This window comes from Acidovorax sp. CCYZU-2555 (assembly GCF_018413525.1).
Lineage (GTDB): Bacteria > Pseudomonadota > Gammaproteobacteria > Burkholderiales > Burkholderiaceae_C > Comamonas.
On the sequence record NZ_JAHCDD010000046.1, the window covers coordinates 30,587 to 46,512 of the forward strand.

Here is a 15,926-nt window from a genome sequence, read left to right on the forward strand (position 1 = left end):
GTAATCTCCTTGAGCGTCAGGCGCGCATGTTCATGTCGGCACTGGAAAACGCCGGCAGATCGTCGGTGCCTATGCCCAGCGTGATGAAGTCCTGCCAGGCCAGGCCGATATCGGCGGTCTTGGCCAGCAGCACCGCCAGCTTTTCGCAATCGAGATCGCGCAGCAGCCGGCGCACGTTCAGGCTCACCGTGCTGTCGGAAGGGAGCATGCCCAGGGTGCCGCCGCCGGTGGCGGTCCAGAGATGGTTGGCCTGCAGCACGGTGCGCGCGACTTCCGCCCAGCGGTCGGCGGACGGTGCGGCCAGCAGGGCGCAAAGCCAGATTTCGCATTCGTCGCCCTTGCCCTCGAGCTGCAGGCCGATGGGCAGTTCATCGATGACGATCTCCTCGGTCTTCAGCAGCTCGTCGGGGTCGAGGCCGATTTCTTCTGCAAGCTCCCTCAAAAGGGTGTGGTAGGCCTGGGACATGGATGCTGCCTGTTCTAAGGAATGGAATCTCCTTAGTAACCGGGCCGGGCCGGGCGTTCCCCATGTACCTGGCCGGCCGCACCCCGCCGGCCACTGCGCTTTTCAGAGGCGCGTGGTCAATGCCTGCGCCGCCGCCTCTTCCTGCGCGGAGGAGGGCGCATCGTCAGGCATATGCGCATGGATGCCGCCTTTCCAGCGGCGCACCACGCGCTGGAAGATCAGCGAGTTCGGGATCTGCAGCAACGCGCCTTCACGATGCGTCACATCTTCCAGCGTCGTGTAGAGCATGTTGATGTCGACCACGCGCCCCTTGGCGCCGGGCTTCTCCGCGGTGTCGAGCAACTCGATGTAGTCGCCCAGGCGGTAAGGGCCCACGGTGACGATCAGCAGCGCGCAAAACAGGTTGGACAGCACGCTCCAGGCGGCGAAGAACGCCACTGCGCCGACGGTGGCGAAGCCGGTGAACGCGGTCCACAGCACGGTGGCCGACACGCCCAGGCGCTCGAGTATCAACAGCACGGTGGCCGCGATGATCAGCCAGCGGATCACGCCGCGCAGCGGTACCAGCAGCTCGCGCGGCAGCGCATAGTGGGCGCCGGCGCGATAGATCACGCGCTTGAAGAACAGGTTGATCAGCCAGGCGGCAAACAGGATCAGCAGGATTTGCGAGGCCGGAATCAGGATTTCCAGCCAGTCCTGCAGCCAGCTGGGCAGGTGAATTGAGAGACGACGCATAACTCCAATGGGGTCAACAAACAGAAAAGGTGACCCCAAGCCTATCAGCTATCGTGTCGTGCGTGACCGTTCACGCACCCTTGGCCAGGCTCAGGGCGTGCTTCTCTGTTCAATCGTGTCCATCTGCATCTCGAAGCTGAAGAAGCGGTCGCGCCCCTGGGCCTTGGCGGCATAGAGGGCCTGGTCGGCGCGCATCACCATGCTTTCGGCGCTGGTGCTGGCGTCGGGCAGGCAGGTGGTGATGCCGCCCGACAGCGTCAGCACATCGCCCAGCGGCGAGTCGGGATGGTGGATGGCGCGCACCCGCAGCATCTTGCCGAGCGCGCGCGCGAACGTCATCGCGCCCGAACGTGGCGTGTTGGGCAGGATCATCGCGAACTCTTCGCCGCCATAGCGCGAAGCGACGTCGCGCGGGCGCATGCAGACATCGCGCAGCAGCTTGCCGACGGCGCGCAGGCAGTCGTCGCCTTTGACATGGCCGCAGCTGTCGTTGTAGCGCTTGAAGTGATCGAGGTCGCAAAGCATCAGGGTCAGCGGCTTGTTGTCGCGCTGCGCTGAAATGATTTCGGCGTGCAGGATGCGGTCGAAGCCGCGGCGGTTGACCAGGCCCGTGAGCGCGTCCATTTCAACCATCTCATTGAGGCGCTGGTTGGCCAGATGCAGCTCGGCCGACATCGAAATCAGCCGGCGGCGCATGTCCAGCAGGCGGCGCATGGCGCGCAGCTTGGCGACCAGCACGATGGGCTTGACCGGCTTGACCAGGTAGTCGTCACCGCCGGACTCGATGCCGCGCCAGACGTCGAGATCGGTGTCCAGGCCCGACAGGAAAATGATGGGCGTCCAGTCGCCTGCCTCGGACTCGCGCATCTGGTGGGCCACGCCGTAACCGTCGAGGCCGGGCAGGCGGATGTCGAGCAGCACCAGATCGGGACGCCGCAGCTTGAACAGCTGCAGTGCAATCTGGCCGTCGGCTGCCTCCATGACTTCGGTCACGCCCGCGTGCTGCAGTTCATGCACCAGCGAGGCACGCATGGACGCCTGGTCCTCCACGACCAGCACCGAAAACGGTGCGGTGTCCGTGGAACGCGCGGTGAAACGGGCTGCGTGGGGCTCGATGGCTGGTGGAGGCTGCGTCGGTATCACATCGGTTTCCTGTGACTGGCGCCGGTCCGCGGGGCTTGTGTCCCTGCGAAACGGCCCGGGCATTGCGTGCAATGCCCCACCAGTCTGAGTATGCCTGCCTGCAAAATGGCGGGAAGACGATACAAGTGTAAACGGGCGCCGCCGCGCCGTCACAACTTAGCCGACTCAGTGTTCGCGGCGCAACGCAGGGAACAGAATCACGTCGCGGATGCTGGCGCTGTCCGTGAGCAACATCATCAGGCGATCCAGGCCCACGCCGCAGCCGCCGGTGGGAGGCATGCCGTATTCGAGCGCGCGCACGAAGTCGTGGTCGAAGAACATGGCTTCGTCATCGCCGCTGTCCTTGGCATCGACCTGGGCGTTGAAGCGCGCGGCCTGGTCTTCGGCGTCGTTGAGCTCGCTGAAACCATTGCCGAATTCGCGGCCCGTGATGTACAGCTCGAAGCGCTCGGTCACTTCGGGGCGCTCGTCGTTGGCACGCGCCAGCGGCGAGATTTCGGTCGGGTGCTCCATGATGAACGTGGGGTTCCAGAGCTTTTCCTCGACCAGTTCTTCGAAGTACAACACTTGCAGGCTGGCCAGCGTGCGGCCGCTCAGCTTGTTCTTCTCTTCGGTCAGGCCCAGCTTGCGCAGCGCGGGAATCAGCCAGTCGCGCTGGTCGACGTTGTCGCCGGCTTCGGTGTACTTCAGGATGGCTTCGCGGATGGTCAGGCGCTCGAACGGCTGGGCCAGATCGACAGGCTTGCCGCCATAGGTCAGCTGCAGGCTGCCGACAGCCTTCTGCGCGGTGTCGCGGATCAGCTTCTCGGTGAAGTCCATCAGGTCGCGGTAGTTCCAGAAGGCCGCGTAGAACTCCATCATCGTGAATTCAGGGTTGTGCCGTACCGAAATGCCTTCGTTGCGGAAGCTGCGGTTGATTTCGAACACGCGCTCGAAACCACCGACGATCAGGCGCTTGAGATACAGCTCGGGCGCGATGCGCAGATACATTTCCTGGTCGAGCGCGTTGTGGTGTGTGACAAACGGCTTGGCGTTCGCGCCGCCCGGGATGGGGTGCAGCATGGGCGTTTCGACTTCGAGGAAGTTGTGCGCAACCATGAACTCACGCACGCCGCTGATGGCGCGCGAGCGCGCGGTGAAGCGCTCGCGGGCGGCCTGGTCCATCATCAGATCGACATAGCGCTGGCGGTACTTCTGTTCCTGGTCGGCCATGCCGTGGAACTTGTCGGGCATGGGGCGCAGGCTCTTGGTGAGCAGGCGCAGCGCCGTGACCTTGATCGACAGCTCGCCGGTCTTGGTCTTCATCAGCGTGCCGGTGGCACCGATGATGTCGCCCAGATCCCAGCGCTTGAACTGCGCATACAGCTCTTCGCCGATGGCGTCACGCGTGATGTAGAGCTGGATGCGGCCGCCGGTCGCGCCCAGCGAACCGTCCTGCACGGTGGCAAAGCTGGCCTTGCCCATGACGCGCTTGAGCATCATGCGGCCGCCTACGCTCACGCTGACTGCCGCGGCTTCGAGGGCTTCGGCATCCTGCTCGGCATGCGCGGCCTGGATGGCGGCGGCATGGTGCGTGGGCTGGAAGTCGTTGGGGAAAGTCACACCACCGCCCTGGGCCTGGGCTTCGCGCAGGCTTTTGAGTTTTTCGCGGCGCTCGGCGATCAGTTGGTTTTCGTCCTGCGGGGCGGCGGTATCGGCTGCGGAAGTGGTGTTGTTGTCAGACATGAAAAGAGCGCCAGCGGGCAAGCGCTGGTGGAACGGGGCCAAAACCCTTGATTTTAGGTTTTTTAGCCGGATTGGGGAGAACACATGTGCAATGGCCGTGGGGCCATTTGGGTTCGGCGGTGCAGCGCCCTGCGCAATGGCTCAAAAACCTATGCCCGTGCGCTCAAGTACATCGGCCACCAGCTCGAGCCGGACCAGGGGATTTTCGAGTTCCATCAGCTGCTGGCGCAGCGTGGTGGGCAGGGGCAACAGCTCGCACCAGCGGTTGGCTACCCAGCCGCAGTCTTGCAGATGCAGCACGTCGGGCAAGGCCAGGCCGGGATCGTCGGCATGCTGGCTGCGCAGCGTCTGCAGCAGCTTGTCGAGCGCCTGGGCCGCGGCCTGCAGGTCTTCGGGCACGGTCACGGCCAGATCGGCGTCTATCAGCTCCACATCGGCGACCCACAGGCCGTGGGGCAGGCAGCGGCGCTCGCGTATGCGAAAACGCTGCGTGCCCTGGCACAGCAGGTGCATCAGCCCGGCCTGGGGAAACTGCAGCTGGGCGATCGTGGCCAGCGTGCCCACGCTGTGAAACTGCTCGGGTGGCGCGCCCGCATGGCGCACTTCGTGGCCGTCGCTCAGCGCCACGACGCCAAACGGCGCGCCTGCGCGCGCGCATTTGCGCACCATGTCGAGGTAGCGCACTTCAAACACGCGCAACGGCAGGCGACCGCCGGGGAACAGCACGCTGCCCAATGGGAACAGCGGCAGGGAAGTGAGGGTCAAGGGTAATGTCATGGTGATCCGCGCTGGCCCACTATCATCCCATGCTGTACCCGTCGCTGTCATGCAGGCTCAAGCGACTGTCTTTGCTCATTCAATTCCTACATGCTTTTTCAAATCATCACCTTCTTGCTGGATGTCGTCGTGGGCCTGCTCACCGGCCTGTGCCTGTTGCGCCTGTACATGCAGGCCCAGCGCATCCCTTTCTCCAACCCCGTGGGCCGGCTGGTGTTCGCGCTGACCGACTGGATCATCCTGCCGCTGCGCAAGATCGTGCCGGCTTCCGGCCGCTGGGATGCGTCTAGCGTGATCGCCGCCTACCTGCTGCAGATGCTGCAGTACGTGCTGCTGTGGCTGATGATGGGCGCGGGCGCAGGCCAGGCCCTGTGGCTGCCCTGGCTCGCGCTGTGCGGCGTGGCGCGCGTGGCGCTTTCGGGCTGCGTGGGCATCGTGCTGATCTACGTCATTCTTTCCTGGGTGCAGACGCGTTCGCCCATCGCCATGGTGATGGAACGCCTGGCCGAGCCGCTGCTGCGCCCGGTGCGCAAGGTGATGCCGCTGATCGGCGGCATCGATCTTTCGCCGCTGGTGCTGCTGGTGCTGCTGCAGATTGGGTTGATGGTGCTGGCCTACGTGCAAGCTGGCGTGTTGATGTAACCCTAGTGCCGGGTGAGTGGGAGTGGGAGTGGGAGTGGCTACATCATGCCTCTGCCGAGGGCGGGAGCCGGGTCTGGGCTTTCTTGATGCCTTGGCTTTGTCCTGCTTCGTCATGGCGCTGACGGCTGTCCCGCCCTTCTGGCTGCGCCTGGCGCGCGCAGGGCCCGGGCTGGCAGGTGTGCCGAAGGACACACCTGCTTCGTCATCTGACTCGCCGCAGTTGTTCGAGCGCAGCGCCGCAGGCGCGTAGCGAGTTCTGCGGCGCAGCCCGGGACCGAGCACGGCAGGTTGCCCGGAGCGAAGCGGAGGGTCGCAGACAGCAGGGCTCGCCTTTCTTTTGGGTACTTTTCTTTGGCGAAGCAAAGAAAAGTACCTCGGCTGCCGGGCCGAGACCCGGCTCCTGCCCGAAGGGCGAGGCATGGTGCAAGCAAAAAACGGCCAGTGCATCACTGCACTGGCCGCTTTTGCCCCCTAAAGGAGTGTTTTCAGGACACCGCGTCCGCTGGCAAACGTTGCAGCATGGCCAGCGAATTGGCCACGGTATCGCGCAGCTGGCGACGTTCGACGATCATGTCGACCGCGCCCTTTTCCTGCAGGAACTCGGCGCGCTGGAAGCCTGGCGGCAGCTTGACGCGCACCGTGGTTTCGATCACGCGCGGGCCGGCGAAGCCGATCAGGGCCTTGGGTTCGGCGATGACGATGTCGCCCACGAACGCAAAGCCGGCCGACACGCCGCCCATGGTCGGGTCGGTCAGCACGCTGATGTAGGGCAGGCCCTTTTTCGCCAGACGCGTGAGCGCGGCATTGGTCTTGGCCATCTGCATCAGGCTCAGAAGGCCTTCCTGCATGCGCGCGCCACCGGTGGCGGTGAAGCAGATGAACGGCACCTTCTGCTCGATCGCGGTTTCGACGCCGCGCACGAAGCGCTCGCCGACCACGGAGCCCATGGAGCCGCCCATGAAATCGAATTCAAAGCAGGCCACGACCACGTTGACGCTTTTCACGGCGCCGCCCATGACGATCAGCGCATCGGTCTCGCCGGTGTTCTCCAGCGCTTCCTTGAGGCGTTCGGGGTACTTGCGGCTGTCCTTGAACTTGAGCGGATCGACGGGTACGACTTCCTGGCCGATTTCATAGCGCCCTTCGGCGTCGAGGAAATGGTTCAGGCGGGCGCGCGCGCCGATGCGGTGGTGGTGACCACAGGTCGGGCAGACGTTCTGGTTCTTTTCCAGGTCGGCCTGATAAAGCACGGTCTCGCAGGACGGGCACTTGATCCACAGACCTTCGGGGATCTGGTGGCGTTCCGTCGGGTCGGTGTGCTGGATTTTGGCAGGCAGCAGTTTTTCAAGCCAAGACATAAGTATTTCCTCTTTTTTATCCGTGGCACCAGCAATGCCTGCAGCCCTTGAAGCTGGCGCGCCCCAGCGTGGGGGCAGCGAGCAAGAGCCGCCCCGCAGCGAGGCTGCCGTCCCCCTCCACCGAAGGTTGAGAGGGGGAAGCGCCGAAGGCGCTCAGGGGGTGCTTAAATTTTCACATTATGCGTCGAGTGCCTTGCGCACGCCGCGCAGGAAGTCAATCGTCAATGGAACGACTTTCTCATGCGGCTGGTCGTTGAGCATTTCGATGATGCGGCTGCCGATCACCACGGCGTCGGAAAACTCGCCGATCGCCTGGGCGGTCTGCGCGTCGCGGATGCCGAAACCCACGCCCACGGGAATGTGGACATGCTTGCGGATGCGCGGCAGCATGGCGGCGACGGCCGCCGGGTCCAGCGCTGCCGAACCGGTCACGCCCTTGAGCGAGACATAGTAGACATAACCGCTGGCCACGCGGGCGACCTGCTGGATGCGCTCATCGGTGCTGGTCGGGGCCAGCAGGAAGATCAGGTCCATGTCGCGCGCGCGCAGCGCGGCAGCGAATTCCTCGCACTCTTCGGGCGGGTAGTCGACGATCAGCATGCCGTCGACGCCGGCATTCGCGGCGTCGTTGACGAACGCGCCTTCGCCGTGGATCTGGTCATAGCGTTCGACAGGGTTGGCGTAGCCCATCAGCACCACGGGAGTGCTGTCGTTCTTCTGGCGGAACTCGCGCACATAGGCCAGCACCTGCACCAGGCCCACGCCCAGCGCCAGAGCCTTGTCTCCGGCCTTCTGGATGGTCGGGCCGTCGGCCATGGGGTCGGAGAACGGAATGCCCAGCTCGATCACGTCGGAGCCCGCTTCGACCATGCCGTGCATCAGCGCGGGCGTGATCGCGGCGAACGGAAAACCGGCCGTGACATAGGGGATCAGGGCCGTGCGGCCTTCGGATTGGAGTTTTTCGAATGTGGTGGCGATGCGGCTCATGCGGCAGGCCCTCCCTTGACAGTCAGACCGCGCATCGAAGGGCGGTCATAGAAATCGGCGCCCGACAGGTCGGCAACGGTGCCGATATCCTTGTCGCCGCGGCCAGAAAGATTGACCAGGATGGACTGGTCGGTACGCATCTGCTTGGCCAGCTTCATCGCATAGGCGACGGCGTGGCTCGACTCGAGCGCGGGAATGATGCCTTCGGCGCGGCACAGGTAGTGGAAGGCCTCGAGCGCTTCGGTGTCGGTGATGCCGACATATTCGGCGCGGCCGATTTCCTGCAGCCAGGCGTGTTCCGGGCCCACGCCGGGATAGTCGAGGCCGGCGCTGATGCTGTGCGTCTCGATGATCTGGCCGTCATCGTTTTGCAGGATGAACGTGCGGTTGCCGTGCAGCACGCCCGAGCTGCCGCGCTGCAGCGATGCAGAATGCTTGCCCGAGTCCAGGCCTTCGCCCGCGGCTTCGACGCCGATCAGGCGCGTGGCCTCGAACGGGATGTAGGGGTGGAAGATGCCGATCGCATTGCTGCCGCCGCCCACGCAGGCCACGACCGCGTCGGGCTGGCCGCCGTTGAGGAATTCGGGCATCTGCGTCAGGCACTCGGTGCCGATCACGCTCTGGAAGTCGCGCACCATCATGGGATAGGGGTGCGGGCCCGCGGCCGTGCCGATGATGTAGAAGGTGCTGTCGACATTGGCGACCCAGTCGCGCATGGCTTCGTTGAGCGCGTCCTTGAGCGTCTTGCTGCCCGACTCGACGGGCACGACGGTCGCGCCCAGCAGCTTCATGCGGTAGACGTTGGGGCTCTGGCGGCGAATGTCTTCGGCGCCCATGTAGATGATGCACTCGAGGCCGTAGCGCGCGCAGATGGTGGCCGTGGCCACGCCGTGCTGGCCCGCGCCGGTCTCGGCGATGATGCGCTTCTTGCCCATGCGCTTGGCGAGCATCGCCTGGCCGATCACATTGTTGATCTTGTGCGCGCCGGTGTGGTTCAGGTCTTCGCGCTTCAGGTAGATCTGCGCGCCGCCCATTTCGCGGCTCATGCGGTCCGCGTGATAGACGGGCGAGGGACGGCCCACGTAGTGGTTCAGCTCCGACTCGAACTCGGCGACGAATTCGGGGTCGTTCTGGTAGCGCGCGTAGGCGTCGCGCAGTTCGGTCAGCGCGTGGGTCAGGGTTTCACTGGCAAAGCTGCCGCCATAGCGACCGAAATGCCCGGATGCGTCGGGGTGCTGGTATTCAAACATTACAAATTCTGCCGTGGTTGGGCATCGGCCGCACGCACAGCGGCAACGAAGCGGTGGATCTTGTCGGCGTCCTTGACGCCTTTGAGCGGTTGGCCGTCGGGGCCCGTGGCTTCTACGCCAGAACTGACATCAACGGCGAGCGTCTTGCAACGCGGGCGCACCTGCCGAATGCCATCGGTCACGTTTGCAGGCGTGAGTCCACCAGACAAAACGAGGTGAGAGTCGACGCTTGGAGGAAGGAGTGACCAATTGAATGCCTTGCCGCCGCCGCCATAGCCGTCCACGTGGGCATCGAGCAATATGGCTTGGGCGTGAGAGTAACGCTGTGCATATTCTACGAGGTCGAAGCGCGCGGCGGCGTCTCCTAGGGGAATCCGCGCGGCGCGCAGGAACGGCCGCTGGCCGCCGCTGGCTTCCAGGCATTGCGCGGGCGACTCATCACCGTGGAATTGCAGGCAGGCGCCGGGAATCTCCGCACATGCCGCCTGGACAAGCGCTGCGCTCTCGTTGACGAACAGCAGCACGGGCGTGACGAACGGCGGCAGCCGGCGCGCGAGCTCGGCCGCGCGCGCGATGCTCACGGCGCGCGGGCTGGGCGCGTAGAGCACGAAGCCGATCGCATCGGCGCCCGCGGCCACGGCATCGTCGACGTCTTCTTCGCGCGTGAGGCCGCAGATCTTGATGCGCGTGCGCAGGGGCAAGGTGGTGGTCATGGCAGCCAATCGAATGCCGCCGCGCGCGTCGGCAGGCCCCAGACCGGGTCGTAGACCGGGCCGAGGAAGTACAGCCCGTCGGGCGAGAAGGTGGGCGCCGCGGCATCGCGCGAGCGCGCCGCGAGCACGGTCTGCATCCAGTCCACGGGCTGCTTGCCCTGGCCGATGGCGATCAGGCAGCCCATGATGTTGCGCACCATGTGGTGCAGGAAGGCGCTGCCTTCGAACTCAAAATGCCAGTAGCAGGTTTCCATCGGCGGATCGCCGGGACGGCCCAGGCCGTGCAGGCGGCTGAGGGCATCGCCCGCGGGCGCGGCGCGGCGCGACACGTCGAGCCGGTGCAGCGTCTTGACCGGGCTCTTGGCCTGGCAGGCCGAAGCGCGGAATGACGAGAAGTCATGCTCGCCCAGCAACTGTGCGGCGGCGGCCTGCATGGCCGCGCCATCAAGTTCGTGGAACACCCAGCCCACGCGGCCGGCTTCCACGCTGGGGCGCACCGGCGACTGCAGCAGCACATAGGCATAGCGACGGCGCGTGGCGCAAAAGCGCGCGTGAAAGTCGTCGCCCACGGGCTGGGCCCATTGCACGGCGATGTCGGCGGGCAGGAAAGTGTTGGTGCCGCGCACCCACGAGTAAGGCGTGCGCTCGAGCGCGGTGTCGAAATGCGCCACCTGCATGATGCCGTGCACGCCGGCATCGGTGCGACCCGCGCAGACCGTGGGCACGGCCTGGGTGGCAAAGCGGCCCAGGGCCGCTTCGAGATGGTCTTGCACCGTGTTGCCCGAGGTCTGGCTTTGCCAGCCGTTGTAGCGCTGGCCGTTGTAACTCACTCCCAGGGCTATGCGCATGGCAAGTCCTTGCCGCGGGCGCCAGGCGCCGCGTTGATCTGCAGAAAAAACATCAATCGATTTCGGACAGCAGGCGCTGGGCGCGTTCTTTGAGTTCACCTTCGGATTCTTCGATGACTTCCTCGATCAGCGTGCGCGCGCCGTCGCTGTCGCCAATGGCCGCGAATTCCTGGGCCAGCGCGAGCTTGGTCGCCAGCGGATCTTCGGCTGCAGCCTGGCTGCTTTGCGACAGCGCATCCGCAGGCGCGGCATTGCCCAGGTCTAGCGACAGGTTGCCCAGGTCGAACTCGAGGAAGTCGAACGCGGGTGCGGCCGCAGGCGCTGCCGGCGTGGCGCCGGTCTTGGGCGCGTCGGTGTCTTCGAGCTCGAAGAGCGGCGTGTCGAAGGTAGGCGCGGGCGCGGGCGTCGCAATGTCGGCGGCTACGGGCGCGGGAACGTCGGTCGGGGTGAGAGCGGGTTCGAACACGCTGTCGGGTTCCAGGGCGGGCGTTGCTTCAACCGGTTCGATAGCGGCCGGCACGTCAGCATCTGCTGCAGGGGCATCGATAGGCGCGGTGTCGGCGGCCTTCGTTTCCACATCCTTGTCGAGGCTGAATTCCAGATCTGGCAGCGCGGCGCTTGCGGGCTCGTCCTGGGGCGTGACCGGCGGCAGGTCAGCGAGTGGGTCGAAAGCGATTTCCGGCAGCGCAGGGGCTGGCGTGGCAGACGCAGGTTGCTTCCAGATGGGCTCTATGGGCTCGAAGTCGATGTCGGTGGGCGTTTGCACGCGCGGCTCTTCAGCCGGCAGCGCCGACGCGGGCGCGCGTTGTTCGGCCGTGGGCGAAGGCAGATCGAGGTCCAGATCCAAGTCTGGCAGCATCGCGGGTTCAGGCTTGGCCGTCGAGGCTGCAAGTCCGCCGAGCGCCGCGGCCACGGATGCCTGTGCGATCGCGCGGTCCTGCGTTGGCGCGGGCACTTGCGCCGCGGCGTTGGTCGCGGTGGCGGGCAGTGCATCGGCTGCGGCCTGGTACAGCGCATTCGAAGGGTCCAGCAAGCGACCCTGTTCGGCCAGATGCTGCCACTCAGGGCCTCGTCCATCGGTCAGCACGAACATGGTTTGCGCCACTGCCTCGAAGGCCTTGCGATCCTGGCGCTTGGCGTAGATGTCGGCGAGCTTCTGGTGCAGCGCCAGGCGTTCGGGCTGGGTGCGCAGCGCTTCCTTGAGAATTTCTTCGGCCTGCAGGTCGCGGCCATAGGCCAGGTAGACGTCGGCTTCGGCCACCGGGTCCACTTCGCCGCCTGCATCGAGCTGGCTGTGCGAATAGGAGGTCGAGCTGCCGAACTGCGTGAGCGCGGTGTCGACATGCTGGCCCTGGCCCGCAGCGAAGACGGAATCGGGGTGCAGCAGGCTGTCGCCTGCGGCATTCTGCTGGCGACGCTGCTGCACGCGGCGGTAGCCGGCATAGCCGAGCAGCAAGGCCAGCAGGCCCACGCCGGCGAGCGGCAGTGTCGGATCTTCGGTCAGCGTATCAATGAAGCTGGGTGCTTCAGGCGGGGCTTCAACGGGCGCGGCGGCCACGGGCGCGGCCGGGGCGGGCGCAGGTGCGGGCGCGGCGTCCGTCGCAGCCGGTGCCTCGGCGGCAGCTGTCTCGGGTGCAGCCGGGTCGGCTGGCGCGGTGGTGCCGTCACCGACAGCCGGTGTGGCCGTCGGTGGCACGGCTGCCGCAGGGGGGGCCGCAGCCGGTTCTCCCGGAGCGGCAACGCCTGCAGCGGGGGCGCCCGTTGCCGGAGCACTAGCCGCTGGAGCACCTGCAGCCGGTACGCCCGGCACCGCTACGCCTGGCGCAGGTGCGGTGGCTGCAGGCGCGCCTGGCGCCGGTGCGCCCGCAGCAGCGGTCGCTGCCGGGGCCGCGCCCGCGACGGTCTTCAGCTCATTGAGGTTGCGCGAGAGTTCGGAAAGTCGCTCGGACTGGCTCTGGGCCTGTTTTTCGCGTGCCAGGCGTTCGTCGGCGTTCTGGCTGCCCTGCAGCGCGCCTTTGGACAGCGTGAGCTTGTCGGGGGCCGCCGTCGAGGATTTCTTGTCCTGAACCTGGGCCTCGACGTTGCCGCTGGCGCTGCGCTGGGCGGCGGTCACGGCCGCCAGCGGGGCAGCGCCCGCGAGCCGGCGGCGGTATTGGTTGAAGTCCTGGCTTTGCGCCGCGACGATCTGCCGCGCTTCACTGGCCGACGTGGCCTGGGCAGCGGCCTGGTCGGGCATCTCGACCACGGCACCGGCCGTCATGCGGTTCACATTGCCGCTGATGAACGCATGGGGGTTGGCGCGCAGCATCGCGACCAGCATCTGGTCAAGCGACACGCCGGCCGGACGACTGGCCTGGGCCAGGCGGCTGGCGGTATCGCCTGGGCGCACGGTGAGTGTCGAAGATTTCGGCGCCTCGGCCGGCGCATTGCGCGTTGCGGCGCCAGCCGGAGGCGCGGTGCGCGCAGGCGTGCTGCGGGCGGGGGCGGTTGCCTGGGGCGCAGGGGCGCTGATTTGTGCTGCCGAAGTCGCTGCCGGCGCGGGCTGGCGGCCCGCAGGCGGGTCGAGCAGCAAGGTGTAGCTGCGCACCACATGGCCCGCGGCCCAGGAGGCGTCGATCACCAGATCGACAAAAGGCTCGGACACGGGCTGGGCGCTGCTCAGTCGCAGCACGGCGGAGCCGTCGGGGCGGCGCTGCAGCTGGACCTGGAACTGGCTGGCAGTGGCCGTGTATTCCATTCCTTGGGCGCGGAAAACGGCGGGCGTGGCGATGGTCGCGCGCAGGCTGTCGGCTTCGGCGGCGGTGATCTGTGGCAGTTCCACTTCCGCGCGCAGGGGTTCGCCCAGCGCGGACTGGATGCTGATGCGGCCCAGCGCCAGCGCCCAGGCGTCGGTGGCCGTCAGGCTGACAGAGACGAGGGCCGCTGCGGCCAGCGCAGAGAGTTTCCAACGATGCATGGTGGCGTCAACTTCTGTTGTTGTGCGGCCCGGGCGAGCGGCATAGTTGTTCTCAAGAATGACCGCCGCACCGGCACAGCGCGCGCGTCATAGTGAAAAATACCTTAGCAGCAATGCATAGCAGTGACAAGCCAAGGTGACAGAGGGCATTGTCCAACACCTGACGGGCATGGCAGGGCGACGCGCCCGGTGAACGCGCCAGATGTTGTCCCTGGGCAACGACAAACCGCCCTCCAGCCCATTTTCCATGGTCTGGAGGGCGGTTGACGCCAAAAAGCAGCAGTTGCTTATTTAGCCAGCAGGATGCGCAGCATGCGGCGCAGCGGTTCGGCCGCGCCCCACAGCAGCTGGTCGCCGATCACGAAGGCCGACAGGTACTCGGGGCCCATGTTGAGCTTGCGCACACGGCCCACGGCCACTTCGAGGCCGCCGGTCACGGCTGCGGGCGTCAGTTCCTTCACGGTCACCGCACGGTCGTTGGCGACGAACTTGACCCAGGGGTTGCCCGTCTGGATCAGGGTTTCGATTTCGGCCAGCGGCAGGTCATGCTTGAGCTTGATGGTCAGCGCCAGCGAGTGGCAGCGCATCGCGCCGATGCGCACGCACAGGCCGTCGACGGGAATCGTGGACGAAGTGCCCAGGATCTTGTTGACTTCCGCCTGGCCCTTCCACTCTTCCTTGGACTGGCCGTTGGGCAGCTGCACGTCGATCCAGGGGATCAGGCCGCCGGCCAGCGGTGCGCCGAAGTATTCGGTGGGCACATCGTTGCGGATGGTGTGTGCGACCTGGCGGTCGATGTCGAGAATCGCCGAAGCGGGGGTGTCCAGTGCGTCCGACACGGCGGCGTGCACCACGCCCATGCCCTTGAGCAGTTCGCGCATGTGGTTGGCACCGCCGCCCGACGCTGCCTGATAGGTCATGGAGCTGACCCATTCGACCAGGCCGGCCTTGAACAGTCCGGACAGACCCATCAGCAAAATGGAGTTGGTGCAGTTGCCGCCGATCCAGTTCTTGCCGCCCGCGGCGAGCTTGGTCTGGATCAGGTCGTCGTTGACCGGGTCGAGCACGATGACGGCGTCGTCTTCCATGCGCAGCGAGGAAGCGGCATCGATCCAGTGGCCTTGCCAGCCGGCAGCACGCAGGGGGCCGAACACGGCCTTGGTGTAGTCGCCGCCCTGGGCGGTGATGATGATGTCGCAGCGGGACAGTGCAGCGATGTCGTTCGCATCCTGCAGCGTGGTGTGGGTGCGGGCCTGGGCGGGCGCCTTGCCGCCGGCATTCGAAGTGGAGAAGAAAATGGGTTCGATCAGATCGAAGTCACCTTCGGCCTGCATGCGGTCCATCAACACCGAGCCGACCATGCCGCGCCAGCCTACCAAACCTACCAACTTGCTCATTTTCAACGCCCCTGTGGTTTAAGAAACAATGTTCGACCAGACTGGGACCCGGCTCGTCTGGCCGGGAGAGGGCGCGCGACGAACCGGGCTGTGTCAGCCTTTAATCGTCGTAATGGTTGCTGCGCGCGCAGCCACAGCTGCCGAAGGGACAGTTGTCAATGAGGCGATGCGGGTGTGGGCGGCAGACATAGGCGCGTATTGTAATGGATTCCCCGCAGGCGCAGTCAAGCTGCGCGCCTGCATGGCTGAAGGCGGCTGCCAGCCCGTGGCGCCCGCGGCGCGACAGGCTGGCAGGCCGGGGCCTCAACAGGCCATCACGGTGGTGCTGTGGCCCAGGTGGTTGTGCAGCGACATGCCTTCGAAAGCTTGCTGCGCTGCGTAGTACGCGTCAAAGTCTTCCTGGCCTTCGGGCGCCACCATCACATTCAGGCCCATCTGCTCGACTTCTTGCACGCCGCCGAAATCATCATTGCCCTCGACGGCTGCGCCGAAATCCACTGGCGCGTTGCCGTCCAGGCCGGCCGGCAGCACCGAGGTTGGCAGCACTTCGCTCTGGTTCAGGTGGGGGGCCTGCGCAACGGCACCTTCGAAATGCACTTCGATTGCGTCGAACTGCAGGGGATTGCCCGAAAGCAGGCTCAAACCGTCCCTTGCCGCATCGGTGGCCACGCTGGCCAGATGGTGGGCCTCCTGCAGCAGCACCTGGCCCAGCGCCGGGGCCTGAACCCGCACTTCGGCCCAGACGGCCGAACCGGCTTGCGTGGCCTTGTCGGACAACATGGTGAGCGCGCTGTAGCCCAAGTCCTGCAGCTTTTCGCCCGCCGCGCCCGCGAGCTCGGTGACCATGGTGGCGCTGCATTTTTGCGGGTCTTGGTCCGAAGTGGCGAAGTTCCATGCATGCATGCTCTTGAGCGCGCTGTAGCTCAAAT

General features: G+C 65.8%; 14 protein-coding genes. 1 reads left to right on the forward strand and 13 read right to left on the reverse strand.

What is annotated here, in order from left to right:
- Positions 1-16: 16 nt before the first annotated feature.
- The 5 genes from KHY18_RS16520 to KHY18_RS16540 all read right to left on the reverse strand — a co-directional run bounded on the left by KHY18_RS16520 (position 17) and on the right by KHY18_RS16540 (position 4,846).
- Entirely contained in the window at positions 17-466 is a 450-nt protein-coding gene (locus KHY18_RS16520) for a CesT family type III secretion system chaperone (protein WP_213302120.1), read from the reverse strand.
- A gap of 102 nt (positions 467-568) precedes the next feature.
- The gene (locus tag KHY18_RS16525; protein WP_213302124.1) at positions 569-1,201 is read right to left on the reverse strand and encodes a mechanosensitive ion channel family protein; all 633 of its coding nucleotides are present in this window, start codon (positions 1,199-1,201) and stop codon (positions 569-571) included.
- 90 nt (positions 1,202-1,291) lie between these two features.
- On the reverse strand, positions 1,292-2,317 hold the full coding sequence (locus KHY18_RS16530; protein WP_349630308.1) for a GGDEF domain-containing response regulator: 1,026 nt from the start codon (positions 2,315-2,317) through the stop codon (positions 1,292-1,294).
- A gap of 192 nt (positions 2,318-2,509) precedes the next feature.
- The gene (lysS, locus tag KHY18_RS16535; RefSeq protein ID WP_213302127.1) at positions 2,510-4,069 is read right to left on the reverse strand and encodes a lysine--tRNA ligase; all 1,560 of its coding nucleotides are present in this window, start codon (positions 4,067-4,069) and stop codon (positions 2,510-2,512) included.
- Between the two features lie 141 nt (positions 4,070-4,210).
- Complete coding sequence (locus KHY18_RS16540) at positions 4,211-4,846, reverse strand: LON peptidase substrate-binding domain-containing protein (RefSeq protein ID WP_213302130.1); 636 nt, start codon at positions 4,844-4,846, stop codon at positions 4,211-4,213.
- A 90-nt stretch (positions 4,847-4,936) separates the two neighbouring features.
- On the opposite strand from KHY18_RS16540, the gene KHY18_RS16545 reads away from it, so the two are divergent.
- A complete protein-coding gene (locus KHY18_RS16545) occupies positions 4,937-5,488 on the forward strand; it encodes a YggT family protein (protein WP_213302133.1) in 552 nt (183 codons plus the stop codon).
- 485 nt (positions 5,489-5,973) lie between these two features.
- Here KHY18_RS16545 and accD read toward each other — a convergent pair whose 3' ends face one another.
- The 8 genes from accD to KHY18_RS16585 all read right to left on the reverse strand — a co-directional run.
- Positions 5,974-6,846 (reverse strand): acetyl-CoA carboxylase, carboxyltransferase subunit beta, encoded by an 873-nt coding sequence (gene accD / locus KHY18_RS16550; RefSeq protein WP_213302136.1) that lies wholly within the window; start codon positions 6,844-6,846, stop codon positions 5,974-5,976.
- A 177-nt stretch (positions 6,847-7,023) separates the two neighbouring features.
- Complete coding sequence (trpA, locus tag KHY18_RS16555) at positions 7,024-7,833, reverse strand: tryptophan synthase subunit alpha (RefSeq protein WP_213302139.1); 810 nt, start codon at positions 7,831-7,833, stop codon at positions 7,024-7,026.
- The gene (trpB, locus tag KHY18_RS16560) at positions 7,830-9,083 is read right to left on the reverse strand and encodes a tryptophan synthase subunit beta (RefSeq protein ID WP_213302142.1); all 1,254 of its coding nucleotides are present in this window, start codon (positions 9,081-9,083) and stop codon (positions 7,830-7,832) included. The genes trpA and trpB overlap by 4 nt, the downstream gene beginning before the upstream one ends.
- Positions 9,083-9,796 carry a phosphoribosylanthranilate isomerase gene (locus KHY18_RS16565; RefSeq protein ID WP_213302145.1) on the reverse strand — a complete coding sequence of 238 codons (714 nt, stop codon included), beginning with the start codon at positions 9,794-9,796 and terminating at the stop codon, positions 9,083-9,085. Before KHY18_RS16565 ends, trpB begins: the two co-directional genes overlap by 1 nt.
- Entirely contained in the window at positions 9,793-10,644 is an 852-nt protein-coding gene (gene truA, locus KHY18_RS16570; protein WP_213302148.1) for a tRNA pseudouridine(38-40) synthase TruA, read from the reverse strand. The genes KHY18_RS16565 and truA overlap by 4 nt, the downstream gene beginning before the upstream one ends.
- A gap of 52 nt (positions 10,645-10,696) precedes the next feature.
- The gene (locus KHY18_RS16575) at positions 10,697-13,600 is read right to left on the reverse strand and encodes a FimV/HubP family polar landmark protein (protein ID WP_213302150.1); all 2,904 of its coding nucleotides are present in this window, start codon (positions 13,598-13,600) and stop codon (positions 10,697-10,699) included.
- Between the two features lie 287 nt (positions 13,601-13,887).
- Entirely contained in the window at positions 13,888-14,997 is a 1,110-nt protein-coding gene (gene asd, locus KHY18_RS16580; protein WP_213302153.1) for an aspartate-semialdehyde dehydrogenase, read from the reverse strand.
- 303 nt (positions 14,998-15,300) lie between these two features.
- A partial coding sequence (locus tag KHY18_RS16585; protein WP_213302156.1) for a hypothetical protein occupies positions 15,301-15,926 on the reverse strand: 626 nt, incomplete at its 5' end.

Coding starts and splice junctions, on each gene's coding strand:
- KHY18_RS16520 (WP_213302120.1), bottom strand. CDS start 466: ATGTCCCAGGCCTACCACACCCTTTTGAGGGAGCTTGCAGAAGAAATC.
- KHY18_RS16525 (WP_213302124.1), bottom strand. CDS start 1,201: ATGCGTCGTCTCTCAATTCACCTGCCCAGCTGGCTGCAGGACTGGCTG.
- lysS (WP_213302127.1), bottom strand. CDS start 4,069: ATGTCTGACAACAACACCACTTCCGCAGCCGATACCGCCGCCCCGCAG.
- KHY18_RS16540 (WP_213302130.1), bottom strand. CDS start 4,846: ATGACATTACCCTTGACCCTCACTTCCCTGCCGCTGTTCCCATTGGGC.
- KHY18_RS16545 (WP_213302133.1), top strand. CDS start 4,937: ATGCTTTTTCAAATCATCACCTTCTTGCTGGATGTCGTCGTGGGCCTG.
- accD (WP_213302136.1), bottom strand. CDS start 6,846: ATGTCTTGGCTTGAAAAACTGCTGCCTGCCAAAATCCAGCACACCGAC.
- trpA (WP_213302139.1), bottom strand. CDS start 7,833: ATGAGCCGCATCGCCACCACATTCGAAAAACTCCAATCCGAAGGCCGC.
- trpB (WP_213302142.1), bottom strand. CDS start 9,083: ATGTTTGAATACCAGCACCCCGACGCATCCGGGCATTTCGGTCGCTAT.
- KHY18_RS16565 (WP_213302145.1), bottom strand. CDS start 9,796: ATGACCACCACCTTGCCCCTGCGCACGCGCATCAAGATCTGCGGCCTC.
- truA (WP_213302148.1), bottom strand. CDS start 10,644: ATGCGCATAGCCCTGGGAGTGAGTTACAACGGCCAGCGCTACAACGGC.
- KHY18_RS16575 (WP_213302150.1), bottom strand. CDS start 13,600: ATGCATCGTTGGAAACTCTCTGCGCTGGCCGCAGCGGCCCTCGTCTCT.
- asd (WP_213302153.1), bottom strand. CDS start 14,997: ATGAGCAAGTTGGTAGGTTTGGTAGGCTGGCGCGGCATGGTCGGCTCG.